This is a genomic window from Paenibacillus tuaregi, from assembly GCF_900086655.1.
In the GTDB taxonomy this organism is placed as follows: Bacteria; Bacillota; Bacilli; order Paenibacillales; family Paenibacillaceae; genus Fontibacillus; species Fontibacillus tuaregi.
In genome coordinates this window covers 3,058,986-3,084,062 of the sequence record NZ_LT575476.1, presented here as the reverse complement: position 1 = coordinate 3,084,062, position 25,077 = coordinate 3,058,986, and the positions used below count along the sequence as shown (strand labels likewise).

Annotated in this window: 17 protein-coding genes; 12 read left to right on the top strand and 5 right to left on the bottom strand. The window is 51.0% G+C overall.

Going from position 1 to position 25,077, the window contains the following annotated elements; genetic code table 11:
- Positions 1-50 precede the first annotated feature (50 nt).
- Positions 51-437 (bottom strand): winged helix-turn-helix transcriptional regulator, encoded by a 387-nt coding sequence (locus tag BN6628_RS13855; protein ID WP_068618363.1) that lies wholly within the window; start codon positions 435-437, stop codon positions 51-53.
- Positions 438-651: 214 nt separating this feature from the next.
- On the opposite strand from BN6628_RS13855, the gene BN6628_RS13850 reads away from it, so the two are divergent.
- Positions 652-1,236 (top strand): NAD(P)H oxidoreductase, encoded by a 585-nt coding sequence (locus tag BN6628_RS13850; RefSeq protein WP_068618361.1) that lies wholly within the window; start codon positions 652-654, stop codon positions 1,234-1,236.
- Between the two features lie 173 nt (positions 1,237-1,409).
- On the opposite strand, the gene BN6628_RS13845 is transcribed toward BN6628_RS13850, so the two are convergent.
- Positions 1,410-2,171 (bottom strand): SDR family NAD(P)-dependent oxidoreductase, encoded by a 762-nt coding sequence (locus BN6628_RS13845; RefSeq protein WP_068618359.1) that lies wholly within the window; start codon positions 2,169-2,171, stop codon positions 1,410-1,412.
- A gap of 113 nt (positions 2,172-2,284) precedes the next feature.
- Between BN6628_RS13845 and BN6628_RS13840 the strand changes: the two genes are divergently transcribed.
- The 5 genes from BN6628_RS13840 (at position 2,285) to BN6628_RS13820 (ending at position 5,967) form a co-directional block, all read left to right on the top strand.
- Positions 2,285-2,641: a MerR family transcriptional regulator gene (locus BN6628_RS13840; protein WP_068618357.1), complete on the top strand. Its 357-nt coding sequence runs from the start codon at positions 2,285-2,287 to the stop codon at positions 2,639-2,641.
- Between the two features lie 122 nt (positions 2,642-2,763).
- On the top strand, positions 2,764-3,735 hold the full coding sequence (locus tag BN6628_RS13835; RefSeq protein WP_068618355.1) for an NAD(P)H-dependent flavin oxidoreductase: 972 nt from the start codon (positions 2,764-2,766) through the stop codon (positions 3,733-3,735).
- A gap of 47 nt (positions 3,736-3,782) precedes the next feature.
- On the top strand, positions 3,783-5,258 hold the full coding sequence (locus BN6628_RS13830; protein WP_068618353.1) for a protein adenylyltransferase SelO: 1,476 nt from the start codon (positions 3,783-3,785) through the stop codon (positions 5,256-5,258).
- 124 nt (positions 5,259-5,382) lie between these two features.
- On the top strand, positions 5,383-5,610 hold the full coding sequence (locus BN6628_RS13825; protein WP_068618351.1) for a helix-turn-helix domain-containing protein: 228 nt from the start codon (positions 5,383-5,385) through the stop codon (positions 5,608-5,610).
- Between the two features lie 165 nt (positions 5,611-5,775).
- A complete protein-coding gene (locus BN6628_RS13820; protein WP_068618349.1) occupies positions 5,776-5,967 on the top strand; it encodes an H-type small acid-soluble spore protein in 192 nt (63 codons plus the stop codon).
- A 16-nt stretch (positions 5,968-5,983) separates the two neighbouring features.
- Here the strand turns inward: BN6628_RS13820 and BN6628_RS13815 are convergent, their stop codons facing one another.
- The 3 genes from BN6628_RS13815 to BN6628_RS13805 all read right to left on the bottom strand — a co-directional run bounded on the left by BN6628_RS13815 (position 5,984) and on the right by BN6628_RS13805 (position 8,389).
- Entirely contained in the window at positions 5,984-6,907 is a 924-nt protein-coding gene (locus BN6628_RS13815; RefSeq protein WP_068618347.1) for a S66 peptidase family protein, read from the bottom strand.
- A gap of 168 nt (positions 6,908-7,075) precedes the next feature.
- A complete protein-coding gene (locus BN6628_RS13810) occupies positions 7,076-7,405 on the bottom strand; it encodes a BLB8/JUQZ-1 family protein (protein WP_068618345.1) in 330 nt (109 codons plus the stop codon).
- A 180-nt stretch (positions 7,406-7,585) separates the two neighbouring features.
- Entirely contained in the window at positions 7,586-8,389 is an 804-nt protein-coding gene (locus tag BN6628_RS13805; protein WP_068618343.1) for a GNAT family N-acetyltransferase, read from the bottom strand.
- A gap of 94 nt (positions 8,390-8,483) precedes the next feature.
- Here BN6628_RS13805 and BN6628_RS13800 point away from each other — a divergent pair, with 94 nt between their 5' ends.
- The 6 genes from BN6628_RS13800 (at position 8,484) to BN6628_RS13780 (ending at position 25,027) form a co-directional block, all read left to right on the top strand.
- Positions 8,484-9,251: a polysaccharide deacetylase family protein gene (locus BN6628_RS13800; protein WP_082926909.1), complete on the top strand. Its 768-nt coding sequence runs from the start codon at positions 8,484-8,486 to the stop codon at positions 9,249-9,251.
- Between the two features lie 104 nt (positions 9,252-9,355).
- On the top strand, positions 9,356-9,490 hold the full coding sequence (locus BN6628_RS26690; protein WP_222861242.1) for a DUF6254 family protein: 135 nt from the start codon (positions 9,356-9,358) through the stop codon (positions 9,488-9,490).
- A gap of 217 nt (positions 9,491-9,707) precedes the next feature.
- Entirely contained in the window at positions 9,708-10,472 is a 765-nt protein-coding gene (locus tag BN6628_RS13795) for a GTP pyrophosphokinase (protein WP_068618339.1), read from the top strand.
- A 269-nt stretch (positions 10,473-10,741) separates the two neighbouring features.
- Positions 10,742-11,803 carry a glycosyltransferase family 2 protein gene (locus tag BN6628_RS13790; RefSeq protein WP_068618337.1) on the top strand — a complete coding sequence of 354 codons (1,062 nt, stop codon included), beginning with the start codon at positions 10,742-10,744 and terminating at the stop codon, positions 11,801-11,803.
- A gap of 626 nt (positions 11,804-12,429) precedes the next feature.
- Positions 12,430-12,813: an aspartate 1-decarboxylase gene (gene panD, locus BN6628_RS13785; protein ID WP_068618335.1), complete on the top strand. Its 384-nt coding sequence runs from the start codon at positions 12,430-12,432 to the stop codon at positions 12,811-12,813.
- Positions 12,814-12,841: 28 nt separating this feature from the next.
- A complete protein-coding gene (locus tag BN6628_RS13780) occupies positions 12,842-25,027 on the top strand; it encodes a non-ribosomal peptide synthetase (protein WP_068618333.1) in 12,186 nt (4,061 codons plus the stop codon).
- Positions 25,028-25,077: the final 50 nt, after the last annotated feature.

Sequence of the window (25,077 nt, the reverse complement as noted above, 5' to 3'; positions counted from 1 at the left end):
AATATCTCCTATTAGCAATCCTAATACCTGATCTTTTAAGTGTGGGAAAATTAGTTTGTACTGCCCTCAAATTCTTCCAAGACCTTCGATTTGTCGCCATGAACCTTTTCCAGGTGATCCTCTCCCCAATAGCATAAATGGTCTAGCGCAGGCTTTAAGCCCCAGCCGTAGGACGTTAAAGTATACTCCACTCTAGGCGGAATCTCTTTATAGACCTTTCGTGCAATGATCTCGTCCTTTTCCAGACCTCTTAGCTGAGTGGTCAGCATTTTTTGCGTAATGCCAGGCACTAACCGTCGAAGCTCAGAGGTCCGTTTTGGCCCTGTCATCAAATGATAGATGATTAAGGGCTTCCATTTTCCCCCCATTACTTCTAATGCCGCCTCAACTCCAACTGTATATTTCTTTCGAACACTATTTTTCTTCATTTCCGCCATCTCTTATTCCTCCGCTAAAAAAGGCTGTGTTTTTGCTAGGAGCCTAACTTCCAGGGCACTTGTCTAGGGCACTTCTATGTTCCTAAGGTACATTTGTGATCCTATAGAACTTGAAAGTGCGTACTTCCAGAGCGTTTTTGTACTGTTTATAATAGCATCAGCCATTGATCATGGCTACAAATCAGCTGTGGAGAAAGGTAGTGGTGATACAAGTATGAAAGTATTAACCGTTGTGTCTCACCCGAGACAAGATTCCCTGACCTTTAAGGTTGCAGATTGTTTTGTACAAGGTCTTGCCGAGGCTGGTCATGAATATGAAATATTGGATTTACACGGGATTGGCTTTGATCCTGTTTTAAAAGGGGTAGATGAACCTGATTGGTCCGCAGCGGAGCAGACCTTCTCCCCTGAGGTGGAAAGGGAAATAAGGCGAATGCGGGAGCATGATGCCTTGGCTTTTATTTTTCCAATTTGGTGGTGGCATTTGCCAGCGATGCTGAAAGGTTATATTGACCGTGTATGGAACAACGGATTTGCGTACGGTGCGAACCAGCTTCATCATCAGCATGCTTTATGGATTGGATTGTCGGGCGTGTCCGAAGAACAGATGAAAAAGCGTAATTATGGCGAAATGATCACTCATCTGCTTAATGTGGGAATTGCGGATTACTGCGGTATTTCAAGCTCCAAGGTTGAATTATTATACGAGACCTTGGATTCCAACCCTGAGCATTATGAGATGCTGCTTAACCAAGCTCATCAATTAGGGGTGAATTATGCCAAGGAACAGCGGCATTAAGTTATTCATGGGAAGTAAATGATTGAAGCGGGAGTCAATCGGGGCGGAGGGGGCGTATGCAGATTAGCGACACAAGGAAAGGGCAGTTTTCGCTGTCCTTTCTTGACCGATATGAGGATAAATGCATGCGTGATGCTTCTGAAGTTCATCAGTGGCTGCAGACCGACTCTATATTATTTTCTTGTTCTTGTCACATAGGGATAAATCGGATCTCTTAATTCGAACTCATACGTTTCGCCATCCACAATGCCTACAACCTTTTGGCTATCATAGAGCTCTAACAGAAATCCAGCCATTTCTTGTGCTGTATGAAACTTAGGGACTGCACCTTCATATCTAAATTCATCTATATCCAAAGAACGTTTAGCAAATTCTGTTTCTGTTGCAGCCGGAGCTAACACTTTCGCCTGCATAGCAGCTCCTTTGTTGCTCAATTCTTGAGCTAGGCCTTCTGTAAAGGCACTTACATAGAACTTAGTTGCACAATAGGTCACAGCATCGGCAACGATCGTATAACCGCCCCTGGATGAAATATTGATAATTTGTGTTCCTTCAACCTCTGCATAATCCCGTACATAAAGAGAGGACAAAATGGTTAGAGCCTCTATATTTAAGTGAAGCATCGTCTCAATTTTATTTAAATTTTGTTCCCCTACAGAAGCATAGTTTCCAAAACCAGCATTGTTGATCCAAGTCTCAATTTGATAATTCCGAAGACTTTCGTAAAATTCATATACATTTGCTGGGACAGATAAATCAACCGTGCGAATGATCACATCCAGACTTGAGTTAATTTCGGCCACTTTTGATTTTAGCTCTTCCAATTCCTCCGTTCTGCGGGCTGCGATGATCAAGTTTTTACCACGGGACGCAAAAGCAATAGCCGATTCATATCCAATTCCCGAACTTGCACCTGTAATAACTGTATACTTCATATAATCTCCTCCTGAATTTAAGCTATTTCGTTTTGTTGAGAACGAACATTGAGTAGATTATACTGATTAGAGTGAACTCTAAGTCAAGTTATAAATTCAGTCGGAGGTTGCGCATGTTCACCATTGGGGAAGTCGCTGAAAAGTTAGGAATAAGCACTCATACATTGCGGTATTACGAAAAGGAAAACATTATTATTCCCGTTCGGGATGCAAGCGGGGACAGAAGATATGACGATTCTCATCTGAAATGGCTGCAATTTGTTATCAAGTTAAAAGAAACCCAAATGCCTATCGCGCAAATTAAGAGGTATGCCTCATTGGTCTTGGAAGGGGAGCATACCACTCAAGAGCGTTTAAACCTTTTAGAAGAACATAGAAACTCTATTAAGCAACAAATCGGAACTTTACAGGCTGCGGATGAGATGCTTGAACATAAAATTACCGCATACAAAGTTTTTATGACTAAGTGAAAGGTTACAATAACTTGCCGTTACGATAGTACAGGGAATAGGGAATCTTGATTTATTGGGAAGGAGAAGGTCTGAACTTATTCAGTTATACTAAGTAAGTCTGTTAAAAAGGAGAGTTACCTATGACGTGGAACACACGGCTGACCGAGCTGCTGCAAATTAAGTATCCGATCATTCAAGGAGGACTCGCTTACCTGGGCTACGCGGAGCTGGCTTCCGCCGTTTCCAATGCGGGAGGGCTTGGCCAAATTACGGCGATGAGTCTTGCCGGCGCTGAGGAGCTGCGAAGAGAAATCCAGCGGACTCGAACATGGACAGACAAGCCATTTGGAGTCAATTTTGCCATGGGTATGCACAGCGCGGATTTTGAAGAGCGGGTACAGGCCGCTATTGATGAGAAGGTTCCAGTTATCTCGATAACTGGCGGTAACCCTACGGGGATCTTAGAGATGCTTCAGCCCGCTGGAATCAAGTCATTGGTCCTCGTCTCCTCCCGGAGGCAGGCGCAGAAGGCTGAACAGTTGGGCGCTTCTGCTGTCATTGTTGTGGGACAGGAGGGAGGCGGCCACTTGGGACGTGACGATGTTGGCACGATGGTGCTCGTTCCCCAGGTGGTCGATTCCGTTAGTATCCCTGTGGTGGCCTCAGGCGGGATTGGTGATGGCCGGGGATGGATGGCTGCCCATGCGCTGGGAGCGGAAGGGATAGAGATGGGTACTCGTTTTATCGCGACAAAGGAGTGTGTAGATGCCTCAGCATCCTATAAACAAGCACTAGTTGATAGCGCCGAGACAGATACAACAGTAATCAAACGTTCTATCGGTGCGCCAGGCAGAGTATTGCGTAATGCGTATGTGAATCAGATTTTGGATATTGAACACAGGACTCCTACATATGAAGCTCTAAGAACTTATATTAGCGGAGAAGCCAACAAACGTTGGATTTATGAGGGCCGCCAGGAAGAGGGCTTTGGTTGGGCCGGGCAGGTGACAGGCATGATCCACGACATTCCTACAGTTGGTGAATTAATCGGCAGAATGGTTAATGAAGCAGAGGGAATACGGAGGAAATGGGCAGCAGGGAATAATTCATAGGGATATGCGGATCTTAAATATAAAACGTGTAGGAAAAAGGAGAACAGATGACAGAACATCAAACAGAGGCCGAATTCGGATGGAACTTTGATAACAGTTACGCTCAATTGCCAGAGATATTTTATAGTAAAGTCAACCCCGTTCCTGTCAAATCCCCGAAGTTTGCTGCGTTTAACCAGTCGTTAGCAGCATCTCTCGGGCTGGACGGTCCAGCGCTCCATAGTGATGAAGGAGCTGCGGAATTAGCGGGAAACAAGATACCTAAAGGTGCTCTTCCCCTGGCACAAGCCTACGCAGGACATCAATTCGGTTACTTCACGATGTTAGGGGACGGCAGGGCGGTTCTGCTCGGTGAGCAGATTACCCCCTCTGGGGACAGATTTGATATCCAGCTTAAGGGTTCCGGAAGAACTCCCTATTCGCGGGGCGGTGACGGACGTGCGGCACTAGGACCTATGCTGCGTGAGTACATTATCAGTGAGGCCATGCATGGTCTTGGTATACCAACTACCCGCAGTCTGGCCGTTGTGACCACCGGACAGGTTGTACAGCGAGATACGGAGCTGCCGGGTGCTATTCTGACGCGGGTTGCTTCCAGTCATATCCGGGTAGGTACCTTCCAATATGCTGCACAATGGGGATCTAAGCAGGACCTTCAAGACCTGGCTGATTACACTTTGCAAAGGCTGTATCCAGGATTTGAAGGCGCTGAGAACCGCTATTTGTACCTTCTGCAGGAAGCGGCCAAACGCCAGGCCGCACTGATTGCGAAATGGCAGCTCGTAGGATTCATACATGGAGTGATGAATACCGATAATATGGTGATTAGCGGAGAGACCATTGATTATGGTCCTTGTGCGTTCATGGATGCCTACGATCCTGCAACCGTATTTAGCTCAATAGATCGTCAGGGACGTTATGCTTATGGTAATCAGCCACATATTGCCGCATGGAACCTTGCCCGATTTGCCGAAACGCTGCTGCCCCTGCTGCATACCGAAGAAGACGAGGCAATCAAAATGGCAGAGGGCGTTGTTTCGAATTTCATGGAGGATTTTGAACAGCATTGGCTATCGGGGATGCGTTCGAAGCTGGGCTTATTTGGCGAAGAGGATCAGGATAAAGCTCTAGTCCATGATCTGCTCACGCTGATGCAGAAGCACGGGGCAGACTACACGAATACGTTCCGGTCCCTGACCTTGGATAAGCCGGAGGACACCGTGATGGATAACACGGCGGAATTTGCGCAATGGCTTGAACAGTGGAAAGCCAGATTAGGCCGTCAGGAGCAGACACGGGATGCTTCAATTCAATTGATGCGCCAGAGCAATCCGGCGATAATTCCACGCAACCACCGGGTGGAAGAAGCTTTGGAGGCCGCGGAGAATAGGGGGGACTATAGCGTTATGGAGAGACTGCTTGCCGCTCTTTCTAACCCTTATGAGTATTCTGCGGAGCAGACTGAATACTGCACCCTGCCCGAGCCTTCCGGACAACGTTATCGTACCTATTGCGGCACGTAACTCAAGTATAATAAGGATGTTAGAAGCCTGGGGTAGCCGGGCTTCTTCTTTTTGTGAGTTGTGCAAAGGTTATCTAATACAATATATTAATAAATAATCTGAAAAGAGCAGGGAGGAAGAAAATATGAACCTGACCTCAAAACAACGAATCGTGCTGCTGCTCTTAACCAATGAATGGCAGACGCCGATACAGATTGCGGGCCAGCTTTCTAAAGCAGGGGATTTGTCCGACGTACAACAGGCACTCAAGGACCTTTTGAAAGAAGGATTAGTGCAGACGAATCCAACTGTTCTCGGGTTATATCGGCTAACCCCGGAAGGCACAGCTATGAAAGAGTCGGAATTGAGTTAGGTAGAATGATGTGCAGCTTACAGAGAAGCTAAGTCCTCTCGAACACCAGATGGATATTTTTTGGAAATTCTATAGCTACATGCTCTAGACCCTATACATAACAAGCATTCATACCGTGCATAGTAAGGTTGACAACTATTCACAGTCATTGGAGGTCTTTAAACCATGAATGTCCAAAGAGCGCAGGAAATAGCTTCTTCCCCTGTGATGGCGAGTGTGTTATGTGAGGGAACTCAGGTCTATATACAGCATGTGGACGAGCAGACCCAAACGGCACGGATCTATGCATTGAACAATCCAGAGGAAGAACGGGAAGTACCTTTGTATACGTTAACTGAGCAAAATACGGGATTTTAAATTTAGAATTACTTGATCAGACGCTGACTGTAGGCTCAATCACTGTTATAGAGTTACGGTCTGTGTTGAGATTAACCATTGCGCCAATCGGTATAGCTGCTTTATAAACCCCGTGACCGCTTGCAAGGTTCGTGATCAGAGGCTTGCCAAGCGGGACGATGAATTCGTTGATCAGGTCCTCGTAGGATACGCCATACGCTGCTTGGCAGCCGGTGCATTCACCCATGATGATGCCGAGGCAATCGGTTAATTTCCCAGCCAGCTTCAAATGATTCAAATATCGGTACACGGTATTGGTAGGCTCGTGGGTTTCCTCAAGAAACAATATTTTACCCCGGGTATCGATTTCAAATGGGGTGCCAAGCGTATCTACAAAAGACGTCAGATTGCCGCCCACAAGGGGGGCTGACACATTCCCTGCTACCCGGCTTACCAGCGGAATACCGGGTGGATTCTGTATGATCCGATTTGAGGAGTAAAGTGATGTAGCGGAAAAGAACTGGTTAAAGTTATAATCCGGTGTTCCAGATTTGAAGTCAATCAACAGCAGGCTGTGGAATGTGATTAAACTGCCATATTGGTACAGCACATTTAACAGAACAGTGATGTCGCTGTATCCGCTAATAATTTTCGGATTGTTTTGGATCACAGTAAAATCAAGGTAGGGAATTATCCCATCAACGCCTGTACCGCCTCGGGTAGGCAGAATCATCTTCACCTGCTTGTTCTCAAACATCATCATTAAATCGGAAGCACGCTGCTCATCAGTTCCGGCAAGGAATCCATTTTGTGCATAAACATAGTTCCCCATTACAATATTGAATCCCAGTGCTTTGAGAAATTGAATGCGGGCGTCAATGATTTTAGCATCGAGCGGGCTGCCCAAGGTGACAATTCCTATAGTATCCCCTCTCTGGAGCAAAGATGGACGATTTGGCATATGATTGTACCTGCTTTCCATAAAGTGAGCGTTCTGTAGAGTATATTGATGGAAACGGTGGGTCATACGGAGAAAATGAGAAGCTAGGCTGCAAAAAAGAAAAGGGGCTGGCTCACAGTAATCTGTGAGTCGGCCCCTTATTTGGAATGCTTATGATTATGTCAATGATTACCGAGTAACTGTAACGTAATAAACAACTCTGAGGCCGCTGTTCCATTCAGCTACAACGGTTCCTTTACCCTCGGAAAATGCAGTTAAGTTACCATTGCCATCTAAACCAAGACAGTTGGTTGGACTAGCAACAGAAATAGTAACACGGTCACCTGCGATCTTTCTGCCTTCCCCAACTCTCATTGAAATGTTGGAGTAGATGGTGTCTTGAGTCACGGCTTTAATAGATTGGTCATTCTGGGCTGGTGCGGCGGATGCACCTGTAGTAAATGTGCCGACAGACAAGATAGTTGCTGCTGCTGTTAGTGCCAAGATTGCTTTTTTCATTTCTTCATCTCCTAGAATATAGTTTGAAGCTCATCTAGGTGTCTTACTAAATCTATCATAATATTATTTTTACCAATATTCAACAGTTACAGTATTAAATGTAAATTAAGTTATATTTCAATTAGATTACAGATGTTGACAGCATCGAGCACTTTCACCCAGGTGGCCATACGATTTCAATTAATCGATGGCAAAGCCAAAGCACTTGTATTGGTGAACCTGCTCGAACCCCAACCGGATAGCCAGCCGTTTGGATGCTTCGTTGTCCAAGGAGCAGTCCCAGTAGGGGGTAATGCCCTTTTCAAGTAATTCCTTGACCACATAAGCCGCTAAATGGGTACCGATGCCTTTGTTCTGAAATTCAGGAAGGATTTCAATCCCTATAGCATGTGTATGGCCTGTAACAAAACTTGAATAACACATACCTGTCACCGCCGAACCTTCTAAAGCCGCAAAACCATATCCTTTCTCTGTGAAGTCGGAATAGGTTGACCAGAATAACCCGATATTCTCTTTGACTAATTCCACATGCTGAAGATCAGAGTTTTCCCATGGTTCCCTTCTTAGATTAATGGTTCTAATCTGTTTAATGCTTGCTTCAGGCGGCTGACGGAAAAGTTTAAAGACCATTTGCTCGAATTTGTACAGGTTTCTGGAGTTAAAGATCATTTCCATGTTCCAGTTATCGTGATGACCAGATACTTCAAAGTGAGAAAGGCCGTACTCTCTCATTCTTGGAAAAATAACTTGTGAGATTTGTTGGTCCAAAGCATGGATGAATCCAGGATTCATATGATCTCCTATTAAGTAAAAGCCCTGCATCCCCTTACTCCAGACCAGTGCGCTTTGCGGGTTGTCCGGATCATCGGTAAATATCCAGCCTGGATTATTTCCTTCAATTATCGAGAGAATTTCTGGATGAGGGAATCCGTCACTTAGCAGCGGTTTAACTTTGTAATAGGTATCGCAGGTCAATTCAAACATCTTCAAATTCTCCTTATCTCGGCGGCTCATGAATATTTTTTCTATCCTATGTACAGAATAGGTGTCACTTCATTTAAGCAGGTGGGACCAATCAATGAAAATACTCACGTATGGTTTAATGCCGATAGTACTTAGCTTAATGTGCTTGTTCGGCAGCAGGGAAGCCTCTATATTGAAACCTCAGGAGTCCCAATCAGCCTCCTTTTCTGTACCGATCCTGCTCTACCACTCGGTATCGGAGGATGGAAACGATGCACTCAAGATTGCTCCGTCCCGGTTCAAAGAACAATTGTCCTATTTGAAGAGCCAGGGCTTTCATCCCATACACCTCAAGGATCTGCTGGCGTACTGGAACGGAGGGAGACCACTGCCCTCAAAGCCAGTGATCATTACCTTGGATGACGGGTATGAGGATAACTATACCGCTGCATACCCGATTCTGCTTCAAACTCATACGCGGGCAACTATATTTGCGGTAACCGGCAGTATTGGAACAACGGGCCGGCTTACTTGGAAGCAGCTGCGCGAGATGGAAGCCTCAGGCTTAGTGGACACCCAATCCCATACGGTGACCCATCCGGATCTTACTAAGCTTAGTGAAAAGGATAAGCTTGCGGAACTAGGCAATTCGAAAGATGAAATTCTTAAGCACCTGGGGCATCAAGCCATTGCCTTGGCATATCCATATGGCTTCTATGACCAACATACTATACAAGCAGCTCAAAAAGCGGGTTACCTGCTCGCTCTTACGGTAGAGGGAGGATTCGCCAAGCCGGAGCAGGGCAGATTCGCTCTTCACCGTATCCTTATTACAGGTGATATGACTCTTGATCAATTCAAGAGTGTGGTTACCCCGAAATGATCAATTGACCAGTGACAACTTCGTTCAAGTATTGAATGAATTTCGGCCTGATGTAACAAGCTAGGATGGTAGTATATATAACGCATTCTAAGGAGGATACCTGAATGGCCGATCAGAAGAGCAGAAGAGAAGCTGCCTGGAAGTCACGAAAGCAGGAAAGGCATCCCCATGGAAAAATCAAATCACTGAAAGAATTATCCAGTGAATATGATGCGGAGCATAACTACACAAACCGTTAATCAAAAGCGAAGCGGCTGCTGGATAATCATCTGGCAGCCGCTTCGTCTATAAGATGGACGGGTAAGGGGAGTCATTTGTTACACTTATCGCAGGCCCGTTTCTAAAATTATCCAAAATGATGCTGACTAGGAGTAGCATGTAAACTGGAAACCCGTTTCCTCCTACGATATAATGAGGCTTAGTGCCAATGATCAACTTGAAAGAGAAGGACGGACCATGTACATGATTGATAACAATCCACTAGAAATGATGAAGCTTCTGCAAAAGAAGCTGAAGCGATTTATGATGATGTATAAATTCGCTCTGCAGGAAGTAGAAACCAAAATCAAAATTTTGCAGGAGGAGTTCCGGCTGCTTCATGATTACAATCCGATTGAGCACACTAAATCACGGCTCAAAACACCAGAAAGCATTATGAAGAAGCTGTACCGACGGGGAGGAATTGGCTCCTTGGAGGATATTAAAGAGAACATCCGCGATATTGCGGGCATCCGTGTTACCTGCTCTTTTATATCAGATATATACCGGATTAGTGAAATGCTTCAGGCCCAAAAGGATGTTAAGGTTATAGAAATTAAAGACTACATTAAAAAACCTAAACCTAATGGGTACAAGAGCCTGCATATGATCGTCGAAATCCCTGTATTTATGTCGGATGGCGAAGTACCTGTATATGTGGAGATTCAAATTCGGACGATCGCTATGGACTTCTGGGCGAGCTTGGAGCATAAAATCTTTTACAAATATAACGAATCTGTGCCTGAGCGGCTGCTGGAGGATTTGAAGAATGCGGCAGATACCGCTTATGAGCTCGATTTGAAGATGGAAGAGCTTCAGCATGAAATGGAAGAAATCAAGCTAGTGCAACAAACTGACAGCAGCAAGGATTGGCAGATGCTAATAGATAATCAAAAGTTCGGCATTCCTGAGGACCTGCTTAAGTTACTGTCCGGAAGTGAAAAAGCACCCACAACTTCATAATTGAAATCTGACGTGAGTCAAATCATAACACCTTCAAGGGAATAAGCCATGTCGTAAGATATGGAGATAACAAACACTCGGAGGTGTTTTTGCGTTGTCTATATAAGTCAGCTGTCGATAGAAGTGAAGAAGGAAGCCATTAAAGTAGGGCTAGCTTTCTTGCCTGTGCGTGCATAAATGAAGCGGAGGACACTTGACGGCTTCCCGCTAACGCATTTACACTGACGATGATTTAAGGCATATATTTTGTAATGATTGGAGTGAAGCGAATGGAACATCTGATAAGCATTGTGATGCCAACGTATAACCGGGCGCAGATCATTTCCGGCGCGATCGAGTCCATCCAACGTCAGTCTTATGCCAACTGGGAGCTGATTGTCGTAGATGACCGAAGCACGGATCAGACGGAAGAGGTGATCCGAGAGTGGACGCGCAAAGATGCGCGAATACGCTATATGTGCAATGAACGGGAAAAAGGACCGGGGGGCGCGCGAAACACGGGTATGCTGGCTGCGCATGGCGAATATCTGGCGTTTCTTGACTCCGATGACGAATGGTATCCGTGCCATTTGACCGACAGCATGAGGACACACGCACTGACAAAAGTGGATATCAGCTTTGCGTTATGGGTGGAATGCCACGGGGATATGACCTCCTACAACTTCGACAATAAGGTTGAGCGGAATTTGCTGAATTCGATGCGAACGACGTTCGAAGCATGGAATGACGGAGAAATAATTGTATTCGAAAAAGGTTTGTTTGAGGCGTTTTTGTCGCATACGCGGAATTTTTTTCAACTGAACACGATGGTATTCCGCCGGGAGCTGCTGGACGAAGTTGGCTTGATCAACGAACATTTTTATCTGGGGGAAGATACGACTTATCTGCTTCGCTTTTTCGACAAATACAGAGTTGCACTTCAAACCAAACCTCATTCCGTCTACCGGGAGTCTCCCGACAGCCTCTACTTCTTCTGCGACCGCTGGCAGCTGGATCCTGACACCATTCATCTTAACGAGGAAATTTATAAAAAAATCGAAGGACTTAGCTTCAAATCTATCAAGGTTCGTGAGCATATCCGGGATTTGGTTGCCCAGTCTGATTCCATTCGTAAAAAAGCGAAACAGCTCTCTTATATTGACATTGGCATTGCAAGCAAATATTATACGCTCAGCTATTTGAACCGCCATGACCGTAAAAAAGCGCTCCATTATTGCCGACAATCCCTTCGTCACAAAGTTACTATTTTTAATCTGGTTCTGTTTGTTAAGCTGGTGTTTTCAAGCAAGAGTGGAAATGTTTTTTTGCATAAGGCTCTTAATCTCTGGTAAAGCTGCTAGAAAATAGAGGAATTTACCCCTTTATTGTAAAATTATCCCCCTATCACAAATGAAAGTTTAGCTCTACTATAAAAGTAAGTTGCAAGAAGTTTCCTGTTAATAAGGGATTACTTGTTTCACTTCATCACTTTAATCAATTACCGCTACACCCGATTACACGGCGTGGATTTTCCCCTAGGCAGCGCTGAACCGTCTGTAAGGCTGCTGCGATGTACAAGCCTTGTACAAGCCTTGTACAAGCCTCATTTTTTTGTTTCTACTGTAAGAGTGTTGATCAACTCAACCCGCACGATTGCTTAAACCTGCCTAATTAGCACGACCTCATTCATTAGCATGAGCTTGCCCAACCAGCAAGATTCCACACAACAAGCATGAGTTTGCCCGTCAACATGCCCCCCTCACAATCGCATGAAATAACCCATTCAGCATGATCCCACACATAAACATGAACTTGCTTATTCCGTACGAACAGCCACCCGAATTTGTTTGCAGAGTTTCATTTGTTAAGCCGCTTAATTGCTCCATCTTTTTCTATTTCGTTGGCACAGAAACAATGCAGGTTTGTTTGCTTTAAGTTTTTATTTTTCCAAAGACTACTCCACAAGGAGAGTGAATTCATGTTTAGAGAGATGCATAAGTCCAAAATTCACCGTGCTGTCGTGACAGAGGCCAATTTGAATTACGTAGGAAGCATAACCATTGATCAGGATATTTTGGATGCATCGGACATCCTGGAGAACGAGAAAGTGCAAGTGGTCAATATAAATAACGGAGCCAGACTGGAGACGTATGTCATAACGGGCCCTAGAGGCTCGGGTGTGGTTTGCTTGAACGGTGCCGCTGCAAGAATGGTGCAGCCGGGCGACCGCGTCATTATTATTTCTTACGCGATGATGGAAGAATCATTAGCCCGCACGTATCGTCCGCATGTCGTCATTGTGGACGAGCATAATCGTATCGTAACGGAGGATTATCAAGAACTGCATTCCACAACGGTGTGATAAAACACAGAACGGAGGGCTGCCGACGATGAGAACCATCCGTAATTTGTCCGGTGTATTGCTGGCACGTAAGGAAAGCGATGCGGGAATCTTATTCTGCGAAAGCAATCAGGAGCGCTATTTGTCGTACGGCCAATTACTTGCACGGGCCGGAAGGGCGCTCCATCTGCTGCACGAGCGTGGCCTTGGACCAGGCGGCTTTGCCGTTATGCAGACGGAGGATAACGAACGGTTTATCCTTCTGTTCTGGGCTTGCGTACTTGGCGGCATTGTTCCCGTACCTGTGACCGCGGCGCGTACGGACGAAGGACGCAAAAAGTTGATCCAGGTATGCAAGCAATTGGAAGCGCCAACATTGCTCTGCGATGAAGAGCTTTGGCCGGGAATTCAAAGCTACGCTTTGAAACACGGGGAGGAGGAGGTGCTGGCTCAGCTCGAGTCCAGCAGCCTACGGATTGCGGAGATACTTGCAGCGGCAGCGGATGCAGGCCGGCCCGAGGCTGAGCCTTATGACGCAGCCGAGTCGGACACCGCATTTATTCAGTTTACGTCGGGCTCTACCGGAGACCCGAAGGGGGTCGTGCTGACGCACGGCAATCTTCTATCGAATATGCACGCCATAATTCATGGGGCTCAGTCAACGGAGCAGGACTCTTCGCTTAGCTGGCTGCCGCTGACGCATGATATGGGACTCATTGGTTTCCATCTTTCACCCCTGTTTTGCGGAATGAATCAGCTGCACCTGCCGACCTCGACGTTTGTGCTTCATCCGATGAAATGGCTGGAATTAACGCATAAACATCGGGTGACCTGCCTCTCTTCACCCAATTTCGGTTATGTGCATTTTCTACAGCATTGGAAGCCGGAGGGAGCGGACGGCTGGGATTTGTCCTGCGTCAGGCTGATCTTTAACGGGGCCGAACCGATATCAGCCGTCCATTGCCGCGATTTTCTGGAGGCGATGAAGCCGTACGGGTTAAAGGGAAATTGCATTTTCCCGGTATACGGGCTTGCGGAAGCAAGTCTGGCCGTGACGTTCCCAGGGACGGAAGATCACCTGAATACCGCTCTGCTTGAGCGTAGGTCGCTCGCTGTCGGACAGCCTGTACGAATGGCCGCGCACGGGGATCCAACTGCAATCGAGGTCGTCGAGCTGGGTTTCCCTGTACAAGAGTGCGAGGTGCGCATTTGTGACGAAGCGGGGACTCCTTCGGCGTCAGGCAGCATCGGCTTGATTCATATTAGAGGCCGTAACGTTACAAGCGGCTATTATAACCGGCCTGATGTAAACAAGGTGACGATTTCCCCGGACGGCTGGCTGAATACGGGAGATTTGGGTTTCTTGCTGGAAGGGCGTTTATATGTGACTGGCCGTATGAAGGACGTTATTTTCGTCAATGGGCAAAATGTGTATCCGCATGACCTGGAGGCATTGATCAGCAGCCTGAAAGGGGCGGAAATCGGGAAAACGGCGATTGCCGCTGTTCAGGATGAGACGGCTAAACGGGATGCGATTGCCGTTTTTATTCAGCATCGCGGCAAGATCGGCGGATTTATACCGTTGATGGCCGAGGTGAAAAAGCTGCTGAATAGATCGGCCGGTCTGGACGTTGCTTATGTTGTGCCTGTTCGGCGAATTCCGAAGACAACCTCGGGCAAAATTCAGCGCTACGTATTGGCGGATGCGCTGCGCGAAGGCGAGTTTGCTGAAGCGCTTGCCGAGCTGACGGAACTTGAAACGGCAGCCACTTTGGAGCAGCGTGCTGTGGAAAGCGACGATATCTTGAACGGGGATGCCGGCTTGGAGCCGGCAACGGTGGCGGAGCAGCGGATTATGTCCATCTGGCGCGAGGTGTTGAAAAAGGATCACATTGGCCGGAAGGACGGATTTCTTGAGCACGGAGGCAATTCGCTCAAGGCAGCTTATGCTGCCGCTAGACTTCAAGAGGCGTTTGGCATAGAGCTTACGCTTACCGAGCTGTTTTTGCATGATACGGTCAGTTCGCTGGCCGCTTTGCTGGAGCAAAAGGCGCAGAAAGACGATGGAACTGCAGCTGTCGTCCCTCCGCCAGTAGCCAAAGCAGAGGAGCAGACAGTTTATCCAGCGACCTCGGCGCAAAAGCGGCTGTTCATTTTGGAACAGCTGAATCCGGGGCTGCTAAACTACCATCTGCCATTTGCGGTCCAGGTGAAGGGCCCGCTCGATATTGAACGATTCCGCGCGGCATGGCGGTCGCTTATACAGAGGCACCCCGCGCTGCGGACGTCTTTTTATATGGAAGATGGCCATGTGATGCAGCGCATCGAGCGGGCAGTCGAGCCGCCGCTTGCTGTCGTTGATGGAAGCGGCTGGCTGGCGGATGAGTTGGGGCTGCGGCAGCGCAGGTTCCTGCAGCCGTTTCGGCTGGAGCAAGCGCCGCTGCTGCGTATGGAACTTGTGCAGCTGGGGCGCGAGTCAAGCGTGCTGCTGCTGGATATGCATCATATCATTACGGATGGAACGTCGATGGGCATTTTGATGTCTGATCTTACGAGGCTTTATGAGGGGTACGCGTTGGAGCCGTTGCCCATTCATGGAGGGGATATAGCACTGTGGGAGGAATTGGGCGGAAGCAGCGGCGGCTGGCTGGAGCATCAGAAGCTGTATTGGCGGGAAATCTTTCGGGATGGCGTGCCGTCTCCGGCGCTTCCGTCTATCCGTCCAAGACCGCAGACGCCAAGCTATCGCGGGGCAATTGAGCGTTTCGAGCTGGAGCCGGAGCTTGTCGGATCACTGCGGGCATTGGCTAGACGCGAGGGCGTAACCCTATACACTGTTCTGCTTTCGATTTATTATACGCTGCTTGCGAAATATACGGGCGATTCCGACATCGTTGTCGGCACGGCATCCGCTAGACGGGTGAGGCCGGAGCTGCAAAGCGTAGTCGGAATGTTCGTGAACATGATTCCGATCCGCCTGCGCGGGCAAAGCAGTTTGCGCTTCGATGATTGGCTGAAGATAGTCAATGGAGAGACGCTGTCGGCTGTTGGCAGCGGGGATGTGCCTTATGAGGTAATAGCCGAGCTGGCGAATGTGAAACGGGAAAACGGGCGGAATCCGCTGTTCGATACAGTGTTTACGCTGCAAAATATGGAGCTGCCCGAATGGAGGAACAAGGAGGTTGTTTATACACCCCAAGCGATGGACAGCGGTTCGGCCAAGTTCGACCTGACTTGGGAGTGTGTGGATAACGGGGTTAGTATCGCATTTGCACTGGAGTATGCACTGGATTTGTACGATGAGCGGGCCGCCGCTCAACTGGCCCGGCATTATATAGCGCTGGCCAGGAAAGTAGCCGGGAAGCCCCATGCGGTGCTTGGCGAGCTTGATCCTGTTGATGCTGAAGAACGGGAACGGCTGCTCCGGGTTGGCTGTTCATTCGCCGCCCCGCCGCAGAAGCTGTCGCTGCACAGGCTGTTTGAACGGCAAGTGGTAAAGACACCGCAGAAGATTGCCGTTGAAATGGGCAAGCGGGCGTATATCTACAGCGAGCTCAACGAACGTGCCAACCGGTTCGCGCGCGTGCTTGCACGGCGCGGCGTCGCATCGGGGGCGAAGGTGGCACTGATGCTGCGGCGCTCGCCCGACATGATTGTGGCGATATTAGCTGTGCTGAAGGCAGGAGCGGTCTATGTGCCGATCGACCCGCAGTATCCCGAAGAGCGGATCTTGTTTATGCTCCAGGATACAGAAGCGAAGACGATCGTGGCTGCGGCTGCAACGATGGAAATGAGCACCCGGCTTGCCGGAGGGGGATTAGATTTCGCCCATATAGATGTTGTCGATATAGACGAACTCGATACGAGATGGACCGGCGAGCCTGACCATGATCTGGATATCAACGGCTCGGCGGACGATCTCGCTTATATCATGTATACATCCGGTTCGACGGGCAAGCCGAAAGGGATTATGACCTCGCATCGCAATGTGTCCCGGATTGCCGTCCATACCGATTATGTCAGCATTTCGGAAAATGACGCGCTGCTGCAGCTTTCCAACTATGCCTTTGACGGCTCAACGTTCGATTTGTACGGAGCGCTATTGAATGGCGCGAAGCTGACGCTGGTCGGTGAGGAAGAGGTTGCCGACGTAGTGCGGCTGACAGAGCTGATTGAGGATAGAGGCATTACCGTATTCTTTGTGACAACGGCGCTGTTTAATACGCTGGTGGATCATGGACTGGAGTCGCTTCGCGGCTTGCGCCATATTTTATTTGGCGGAGAGCGGGCTTCTGTGCCGCACATTCGCAAAGCGCTCCGCGCGCTTGGACCGGGCGTGCTGCTGCATGTCTATGGCCCTACGGAAACAACGGTGTTCGCTACCAGTTATAGGGTCACTGAGACATGGGACGGACAAGGAACGGCCAGCGTGCCGATCGGTGCTCCAATCGCGTGTTCGGAAACACTGGTGCTGAATGAGCAGGGCCGACTGCAGCCGGATTGGGTTCCGGGCGAGCTGTGGATTGCGGGTGATGGTGTCGCATCCGGCTATGTGAATTTGCCGGAGCAGACCGCTTCGAAGTTTCGGCCGCATCCGTTCCGGGAAGGCGAAACCGTCTATAGAACCGGCGACTTGGTGCGCCGCTTGCCTGACGGAAATTTGGAGTTTCTGGACCGGATCGACAACCAGGTCAAGCTGCGGGGTTACCGGATTGAATTGGGCGAAATCGAAAGCAGGCTGCTGGATTGCGCGGGCGTTAAGGAAGCGTATGTGGCGCTGATCGAGAATGACGGCGCGCCTTATCTATGCGCTTATATCGTTGCGGAGCATGCCGATGCACATGCCAGTGTTCGGGGCCAACTGAGAGGCAAGCTGCCGGCATTTATGATTCCCGCCGCGTTTGTGCAGCTCACGAAGCTGCCGCTGAACGCAAACGGCAAGGTGGACAAAAAACGTCTGCCTGCGCCAGAGCGCACGATCCAATATGAAGCACCCGCCACAGATACGGAGATCCTTGTCGCAGGGTTGTGGCAAGATGTGCTTCATGTGCAGCAGGTTGGTGTGCTTGACCACTTCTTCGAACATGGCGGCCATTCCCTGAAGGCGGCCGTATTGACCTCGGCAATCTACAAAATTTGCCGGGTGCGCATGCCGCTTCAGGAAATTTTCAAGCTGCCGACCGTCAGAGAGCAGGCGGCCTGGATCGACAGGGCTGCGAAGGAAGCCTACGAACCTGTTGCAGAGGCTCCAAAAGCTGCATCCTATCCGCTCAGTCCGCAGCAGCGGCGCATGTTCTTGGCGGAAGGATTGGCTGACATCGGACTAACCTACCATATTCCGCTTACGCTTAAACTCTCAGGTGTGGTGGATGAGACCCAAATCGGGTCAGCGCTTCGGAAGTTGATCGAACGGCATGAGCCGCTGCGGACCTCCTATCATTGGATCGGCGGTGTTCCGGCCCAGATCGTGCACGATTCGGCCGCCTTTGTTCTACAAACGGCGGAGCTTACAGATACGCCGCTGCAGGAATGTATATCCAGGTTTTTCCGGCCACTTGAGCTTGCCGCAGCGCCGCTGCTTGCCGCGTGTTACTGCCGGCCTGAATCACAAGGAGCAGAGGCCTATCTGCTGCTGGGCATCCATCACATCGCGGCGGACGGCATATCCGTCAAGCTGCTGCTGGAGGAGCTGACCGCTTTGATCGACGGCGCGGAACTTGAGCCTCTGGCACTGCATTACAAGGATTATGCTGTTTGGCAGGAGCGGCAGTCTGGCTCAGAGCGGGCCTTGACAAGCCGGTCGTTTTGGAAAGAGCTGCTTGCAGAACTGCCGGCGCCGCTTGATATGCCGCTGGATCGGCCGCGCGGCGACCGTCAGACTTTTGCGGGCGATACGCATATCTTCCACATTCCGGCGCCGCTCACGGCACGGCTGAAAGAGACGGCCGCAAGTGCTGGAGCAAGCATGAACAGCCTGCTTTTTGCGGCTTACGCGCTGCTGCTTAAAGGAACTACGCATCAGTCGGAATTTGCAATCGGTTCTTTGGCGGCAGGCCGGACGCATCCGGACACGGTCCGGATGATCGGGATGTTCAACCAGTTTCTGCCGATTCGGATGCGGGTGGCGGACGAGCTGCCAATCCTTGCGTTTGTCGGTGAGACCCATGAGCGTTTGCTTGCCGCATACGAGCATGGCGATGTCAGCTTCGAACACATGATGGAAGAGGCAGGGTATCCGCATGATCCGTCCCGCAACCCGCTGTTTGATACGATGTTGATCGTTCACAACCAGTTTGAAGACGAGAAGTTGGCAGTGCGCGGCGACGGTTGGAACATGGAGCTCTTGCCTTTCAGCCACGGAACATCCAAGCTGGACTTCAAGCTCGATCTGTATAGCGATGGCGAAGGCGGTCTGCGGGCGGAGCTGGAGTATAATACGGGATTGTTCCATAAAGGGACGATGGAGCGGCTCGGGGCACGGCTGCTTTACATTTTGGAACAAACGGCTGCCAGCCCAGGTCTGATCTGTGGCGATGTCTCCATGACAACGCCTGCTGAAGTAGCCGCCATTGACGCATGGAATGATACGGTATATCCCTACCCTGCGGAGAAGACGATTCATGGATGGTTTGCCGAGTCGGCCCGGCGATGGCCGGATAAGACGGCGGTTCGGTCAGCCGAAGGCTCGCTGACGTACGGAGAGCTGAATGATCGCGCCGAACGTGTGGCTTCCGTGCTAAGAGGCAAGGGGGTTGCGGTCGAAACAATAGTGCCGATTGCCGCTCAGCGCTCGTTATCCATGATGATTGCGATCATGGCGGTGCTCAAGGCGGGAGGGGCCTATTTGCCGATCGACCCGGAGCATCCGCCTGAGCGAATCCGCGCCATTCTGGAGGATAGCGGGGCCAGGCTGCTCCTGGCGGGGGCCAAGTGGATGGATACACTTCCGGTCTTCCAGGGAGAAACGCTCGATCTGGACGCGCTTGCGGCAGCTGCGGCCGCATTGGAGCAGCCGAAAGCCGAAGAAGACACGGACCTGTCACCTCAGGCAGGCCCTGAGCATTTGGCATACGTCATTTACACGTCAGGCTCCACCGGCAAACCGAAAGGCGTAATGGTTGAACACCGCGCGGTGATCAACCGGCTGAACTGGATGCAGACGGCTTATCCGCTGAATGAACGCGATGTTATTTTACAAAAAACGCCGATTACGTTTGACGTTTCTGTGTGGGAGCTGTTCTGGTGGAGCTTGGCTGGCGCTTCGCTTTATTTGCTGGAGCCTGGCGGGGAGAAGGAACCGCCCACCATGCTGCGCACGATAGAGGAGCAGGGGATTACAGTTATGCATTTTGTGCCTTCCATGCTGGGCATCTTTGTGCCCTATGCGGCGGACAGCGGCAGAAGCGGCGAGCTTTGTTCCCTGCGATACGTATTTTCGAGCGGCGAAGCGCTCAAGCCCGCGCATGTCGCAGGTTTTTACAGCTTGATGGAGCGCGGCGGCAAGTGCCGGCTCATCAACCTTTACGGCCCGACGGAAGCAACGGTCGATGTCAGCTATTACGATTGCCCGGCTGCTCATGCAGGTACGATTCCGATTGGCAAGCCAATCCATAACACCCGGCTCTACATTGTGGACGAGCGAATGAGACCCCAGCCTATCGGTGTGGCCGGTGAGCTGTGCATTGCGGGTATTGGTCTTGCCCGCGGATATCACAGCAGGCCGGACTTGACGGAGCAAAGCTTTGTTCCGAATCCGTTTGTCCAGGGAGAGAAGCTGTACCGTACCGGGGACCTTGCAAGGTGGATGCCGGACGGCAATATTGAATATTTGGGGCGCTTTGACCACCAGGTCAAGCTGCGTGGTCTTCGCATCGAATGCGGCGAGATCGAGCATGCGCTGCTCTTGCAATCAGAAGTCCGCGATGCCGTGGTCACGACGGTGACGAACCCTGCGGGAGAAGCGGCTCTTTGCGCATATCTTGTGACAGCGGACGGGAATGCGCCGAAGGAAGCGAGCCTTCGGGCCGCACTTAAGGAATTGCTGCCAGAGTATATGATTCCTGCGCATTTTGTTGCCATGGAGGCGCTCCCGCTGAGCCCGAGCGGCAAAGCCGACCGCAGCCGCCTGCCACAGCCCCGGTTCGCTGAACTGGCGGCTTGCGGCGAGGCACCGGCTACAGCAACGGAGCAGCAGCTGGCTGAGCTGTGGCGGGAGGTGCTCGGTCTGGGTGCAAGCGGGCTGGACAACCCGGCGGCGATCGGGAGAGAAGCCCATTTCTTCCAGTTGGGCGGCCATTCCTTGCGCGCCGCGCAGCTTGCAGGCTTGATCGAGCAGCGTTATGGAACGGCGTTTGCGATGAAGGATGTGTTTGGCGCCCCTCTGCTGCGGGAAATGGCGGCCCGTATCGACAGTGCGTCCCCCAAGCGGGCCGCAATTATTTCCCCGGCGGAAAGTCGGCCGTTCTATCCATTGTCGCTCGCACAGAACAGACTGTTTGTGCTGCAGCAGCTTTACCCGGGCAGCACGGCCTACAATCTTCCGCTCGCTCTGAACCTGACGGGTCAGCTTGATCAGACCAGGCTTCGCAGGGCGATTCAAGGGCTGATTGACCGCCATGAACCGCTGCGCACCAGCTTTGACTGGGCAGACGGCAAGCCGGTGCAGTATGTCCATGAGCGGGTCCCGTTTGAACTCGCCGTGCATCCCTTGATGGATGCAGAGGACTTGAATACATTTGCGCGCGCTGTCGTCCGTCCATTCGATTTGCGACAGGCCCCGTTAATCCGGGCGTTTCTTGCAACAGATGGTGAAAGCAGGCATACACTCCTGCTGGACATTCACCACATCGTCGCCGACGGCGTGTCCATGAATGTGCTGGCACGCGATTTCGAGCAGCTGTATCGGGGCGGCTTCTTGCAGCCGCTGCAAATTCACTATAAGGATGCCGCCGTTTGGCAGCAGGAGTGGATGGCATCGGAGGCGAGAGAGCACCAAGAGCAATACTGGGCATTCCAGCTGGCAGGTACACTTCCTGTGCTGCAGCTGCCGACCGATTATCCGCGTCCGCCAGAACAAAGCTTTGAAGGCGCCAAGCTTACGGTGCCGATTCCGGCGGAGCTTGCCGAAGAGACTGCTGCGGCGGCAGATCAATGGGGCGTTACGCCATTCCATATTTGGCTTGCCGCCTACCATACATTACTGCATCTGATGACCGGGCAAGACGATCTTATCGTTGGCACGCCGGTTGCCGGCCGCTTCCATCCCGCAACCGAGTCCCTGGTCGGCATGTTTGTCAATACGCTGCCGATTCGCAGCCAGCCATCCAGCGAGCTCTCGTTCAGAGCGTTCGCCCAGCAGATCAAAGAAGCTGCGCTTGCCGCGCTGGACAATGGCTTGCTCCCATTTGAGCATATGGTGACGCTGCTGGATGTGCCGCGCGACCTGAGCCGCAATCCGCTGTTTGACACGTTGTTTGTTATGCAGCATATGGAGGCTGGACAAGCGGCGGCGGACGCTTTGCAATTCGAAGTGCAAGTGCCGGACAATCGCGTATCGAAGCTGGACTTGACGTTTGAGATTGCGGATCAGGGGGCCAGGGGCGCAGCTTTGACGATCGAATATGCGACCGCACTGTTTAAAGAAGACAGCATACGCAGAATGGCAAAATGGTATTTCCGCATTATCAGCCTTGCCCTGGCCGAGCCGGAACGGCCGCTTGGAGGAATCGGGCTGCTAGGCGCTAGGGAAGCGAAGGAGCAGAGCGAGGCGTTCAATCGCACGGCTGCGCCATATGCAAGCGGTGATACGGTAGAGGTTTACCTCGAAAGACAAGCGATGGAAACGCCACAGGCCGTTGCGGTTGTATCGGAGGACGGAGCGTTGACGTATGCGGAATTCAACCGGAGATCGAACCGGCTGGCGCAGGCGCTCAGAAAGCAGGGCGTCAAGCGCGAGGAGCGCGTAGCCGTAGTGATGGATCGAAGCCTGGAGATGATGATTGCAATCTTTGGCGTGCTGAAGGCGGGCGGAGCTTATGTACCTGTTACGCCAGGCTTACCGGCGGAACGAATCCGCTACATGCTGGACAATTCCGGAGCCAAGCTTGCCTTGACGAAAGGCAGGGCTCGAGAAGAGCTGGAGACGTTCCTGCCATGTCTTGATGTGGAAGAGACGCTGGCACAGGAGCAGGACGACTTTCCTGTAAAGAAGCTGCATGATTCAAGTTCGCTTGCTTATGTGCTGTATACTTCGGGATCGACCGGCCAGCCGAAAGGCGTCATGATCGAGCATCATTCTGTTGTCAACCGGATCGGCTGGATGCAGAAGCAGTACGGACTGGACGCAAACGGAGTCATTATGCAGAAGACGCCGATTACCTTCGACGTATCGGTCTGGGAGCTGATCTGGTGGAGCTTTGCGGGAGCCAAGCTTGTGCTGCTGCCTCCGGGCGGCGAGAAGGACCCCGTGCTTATGATGGATACGATCGCCCGGCATGGCGTAACGACAATGCATTTCGTGCCGTCGATGCTGCACCTGTTTCTGGAGCATCCCGGCTTGCAGCGCGGCGAAGCCAGGCTGGAGAGTCTGAGGCATGTGTTCGCCAGCGGCGAAGCGCTGACTTGGGATCAAATACGGCGGTTCCGCGAGCGGATTGGAGTACCATTCGATGTCAGGTTAGTGAACTTGTACGGCCCGACCGAGGCGACGGTTGACGTTTCCTATTACGATTGTTCTGACGATGATTTTACGATTAACGATACTTCAGTCAACGTGCCGATTGGCAGGCCGATCGATAATACCTCACTTTATATCGTGAACGAAGTGATGAAGCTCCAGCCTGTTGGCATTGCGGGGGAACTATGCATCTCCGGCGTTGGCTTGGCTCGGGGGTATATCGGCCGGCCGGATTTGACGGAGGAAAAGTTCGTTGCTAATCCGTTTGCGGAAGGTAGTCGGATATATCGGACAGGAGACCTTGCCAGATGGCTGCCTGACGGAACGATCGAATATTTGGGCCGCATCGACCATCAGGTAAAAATAAGGGGCCAGCGCATCGAATGTGGGGAAATCGAGTATGTGCTGCTCGGTCATCCGGCGGTTTCGGAAGCGGTGGTCATGAAGCGGGAAGCCGCAAGCGGAAGCGAATATTTATGCGCGTACATCGTTTGCTCCGGACCTGCGGATCATCAGGAATTGCGGGATTATGCAGCGCTCCGCCTTCCAGATTACATGGTTCCGCAGGTCGTGGTGGAACTGCCAGCCATGCCTCTGTCTCCAAACGGAAAAATTGACCGGAAGATGCTGCCGAAGCCGGAGATGGCGGCGGGTACCGACACTCCATTTGTCGAAGCGGCCAGCGATATGGAACTTGCGATTGCCGCCGTATGGCGCGAAATTCTGCAAAGGAACGACTTCGGCGTCCATCATCGTTTTTTCGATGTTGGGGGAGAATCGCTGCTGCTGGTGCGGGTGCATCAACGGCTGGAGGAGTTGTATCCCGGCGCTCTTGGCGTCACGGATTTGTTCACTTATCCGACGATCGCATCGCTGGCGGCTTATCTGGAGTCGAGAAATCGCGAGCTTGCGAGCTGGAGCTGGAGCGGTCTGCCGGTGGCGGACGACTGCGTCAGTAAGGGCTATGCCGCGGAGCGTATCGGTTTCGTTCAATTCGAACTGGACAGGGCGGTTGCCGAAGGGCTTGCGGAACTTGCGGCATCCTGCTCGGTGACAATTGAAGCCGTGGCGTATGCTGTATATCTAATCTTCTGGCGCGGCGAGTCCGGTATGGATCAGCTTGTGCTTCCGGCAATGACGGACAATGGGCTGATTGCCCCTAAGCAAATCGACTTTACGGAGGTACGTGATTTCGATACACTGCTGCGGCATGCGGCCAAACGGGTGAGCACAGGAGAATGTTACACCGCTCGTCAAATCAAAAAGCAGCCGCAAACCGAAGCCGGATTTGCCTTGTTCCCGCTGTTTGCAGGAGCAGCGCAGCATGGATATAAGGATCGTGAAATGCTATTGGAACGGTTTGATATTGTGCTGTATATGGATGGCGCTGCCGCACTAAGCGAAGCGGAAGGGCCAGAGCTTCGCGGGGGATGGACGTACAATGCCCGCCGCTTCGACAAGGAGGCGGTGATGGATTGGGCCTCCACCTACCTGGAGCTGATGCAGAGGGTGGTCGAGCAGTATCGTGCCGCCGCCGAAAGGGCAGACACGGGGGCTTAGTTTGGGCCAAACGGGGCTGAGCCTGACCCTGGGAATACATCTGACAGAAG

Bases quoted from the DNA above. Each gene is read 5' to 3' on its own strand.
- BN6628_RS13800 (WP_082926909.1), top strand. From the start codon at position 8,484: ATGAAAATACTCACGTATGGTTTAATGCCGATAGTACTTAGCTTAATG.
- BN6628_RS26690 (WP_222861242.1), top strand. From the start codon at position 9,356: ATGGCCGATCAGAAGAGCAGAAGAGAAGCTGCCTGGAAGTCACGAAAG.
- BN6628_RS13855 (WP_068618363.1), bottom strand. From the start codon at position 437: ATGGCGGAAATGAAGAAAAATAGTGTTCGAAAGAAATATACAGTTGGA.
- BN6628_RS13790 (WP_068618337.1), top strand. From the start codon at position 10,742: ATGGAACATCTGATAAGCATTGTGATGCCAACGTATAACCGGGCGCAG.
- BN6628_RS13810 (WP_068618345.1), bottom strand. From the start codon at position 7,405: ATGAAAAAAGCAATCTTGGCACTAACAGCAGCAGCAACTATCTTGTCT.
- BN6628_RS13825 (WP_068618351.1), top strand. From the start codon at position 5,383: ATGAACCTGACCTCAAAACAACGAATCGTGCTGCTGCTCTTAACCAAT.
- BN6628_RS13835 (WP_068618355.1), top strand. From the start codon at position 2,764: ATGACGTGGAACACACGGCTGACCGAGCTGCTGCAAATTAAGTATCCG.
- panD (WP_068618335.1), top strand. From the start codon at position 12,430: ATGTTTAGAGAGATGCATAAGTCCAAAATTCACCGTGCTGTCGTGACA.
- BN6628_RS13795 (WP_068618339.1), top strand. From the start codon at position 9,708: ATGTACATGATTGATAACAATCCACTAGAAATGATGAAGCTTCTGCAA.
- BN6628_RS13805 (WP_068618343.1), bottom strand. From the start codon at position 8,389: ATGTTTGAATTGACCTGCGATACCTATTACAAAGTTAAACCGCTGCTA.
- BN6628_RS13845 (WP_068618359.1), bottom strand. From the start codon at position 2,171: ATGAAGTATACAGTTATTACAGGTGCAAGTTCGGGAATTGGATATGAA.
- BN6628_RS13815 (WP_068618347.1), bottom strand. From the start codon at position 6,907: ATGCCAAATCGTCCATCTTTGCTCCAGAGAGGGGATACTATAGGAATT.
- BN6628_RS13850 (WP_068618361.1), top strand. From the start codon at position 652: ATGAAAGTATTAACCGTTGTGTCTCACCCGAGACAAGATTCCCTGACC.
- BN6628_RS13830 (WP_068618353.1), top strand. From the start codon at position 3,783: ATGACAGAACATCAAACAGAGGCCGAATTCGGATGGAACTTTGATAAC.
- BN6628_RS13820 (WP_068618349.1), top strand. From the start codon at position 5,776: ATGAATGTCCAAAGAGCGCAGGAAATAGCTTCTTCCCCTGTGATGGCG.
- BN6628_RS13840 (WP_068618357.1), top strand. From the start codon at position 2,285: ATGTTCACCATTGGGGAAGTCGCTGAAAAGTTAGGAATAAGCACTCAT.
- BN6628_RS13780 (WP_068618333.1), top strand. From the start codon at position 12,842: ATGAGAACCATCCGTAATTTGTCCGGTGTATTGCTGGCACGTAAGGAA.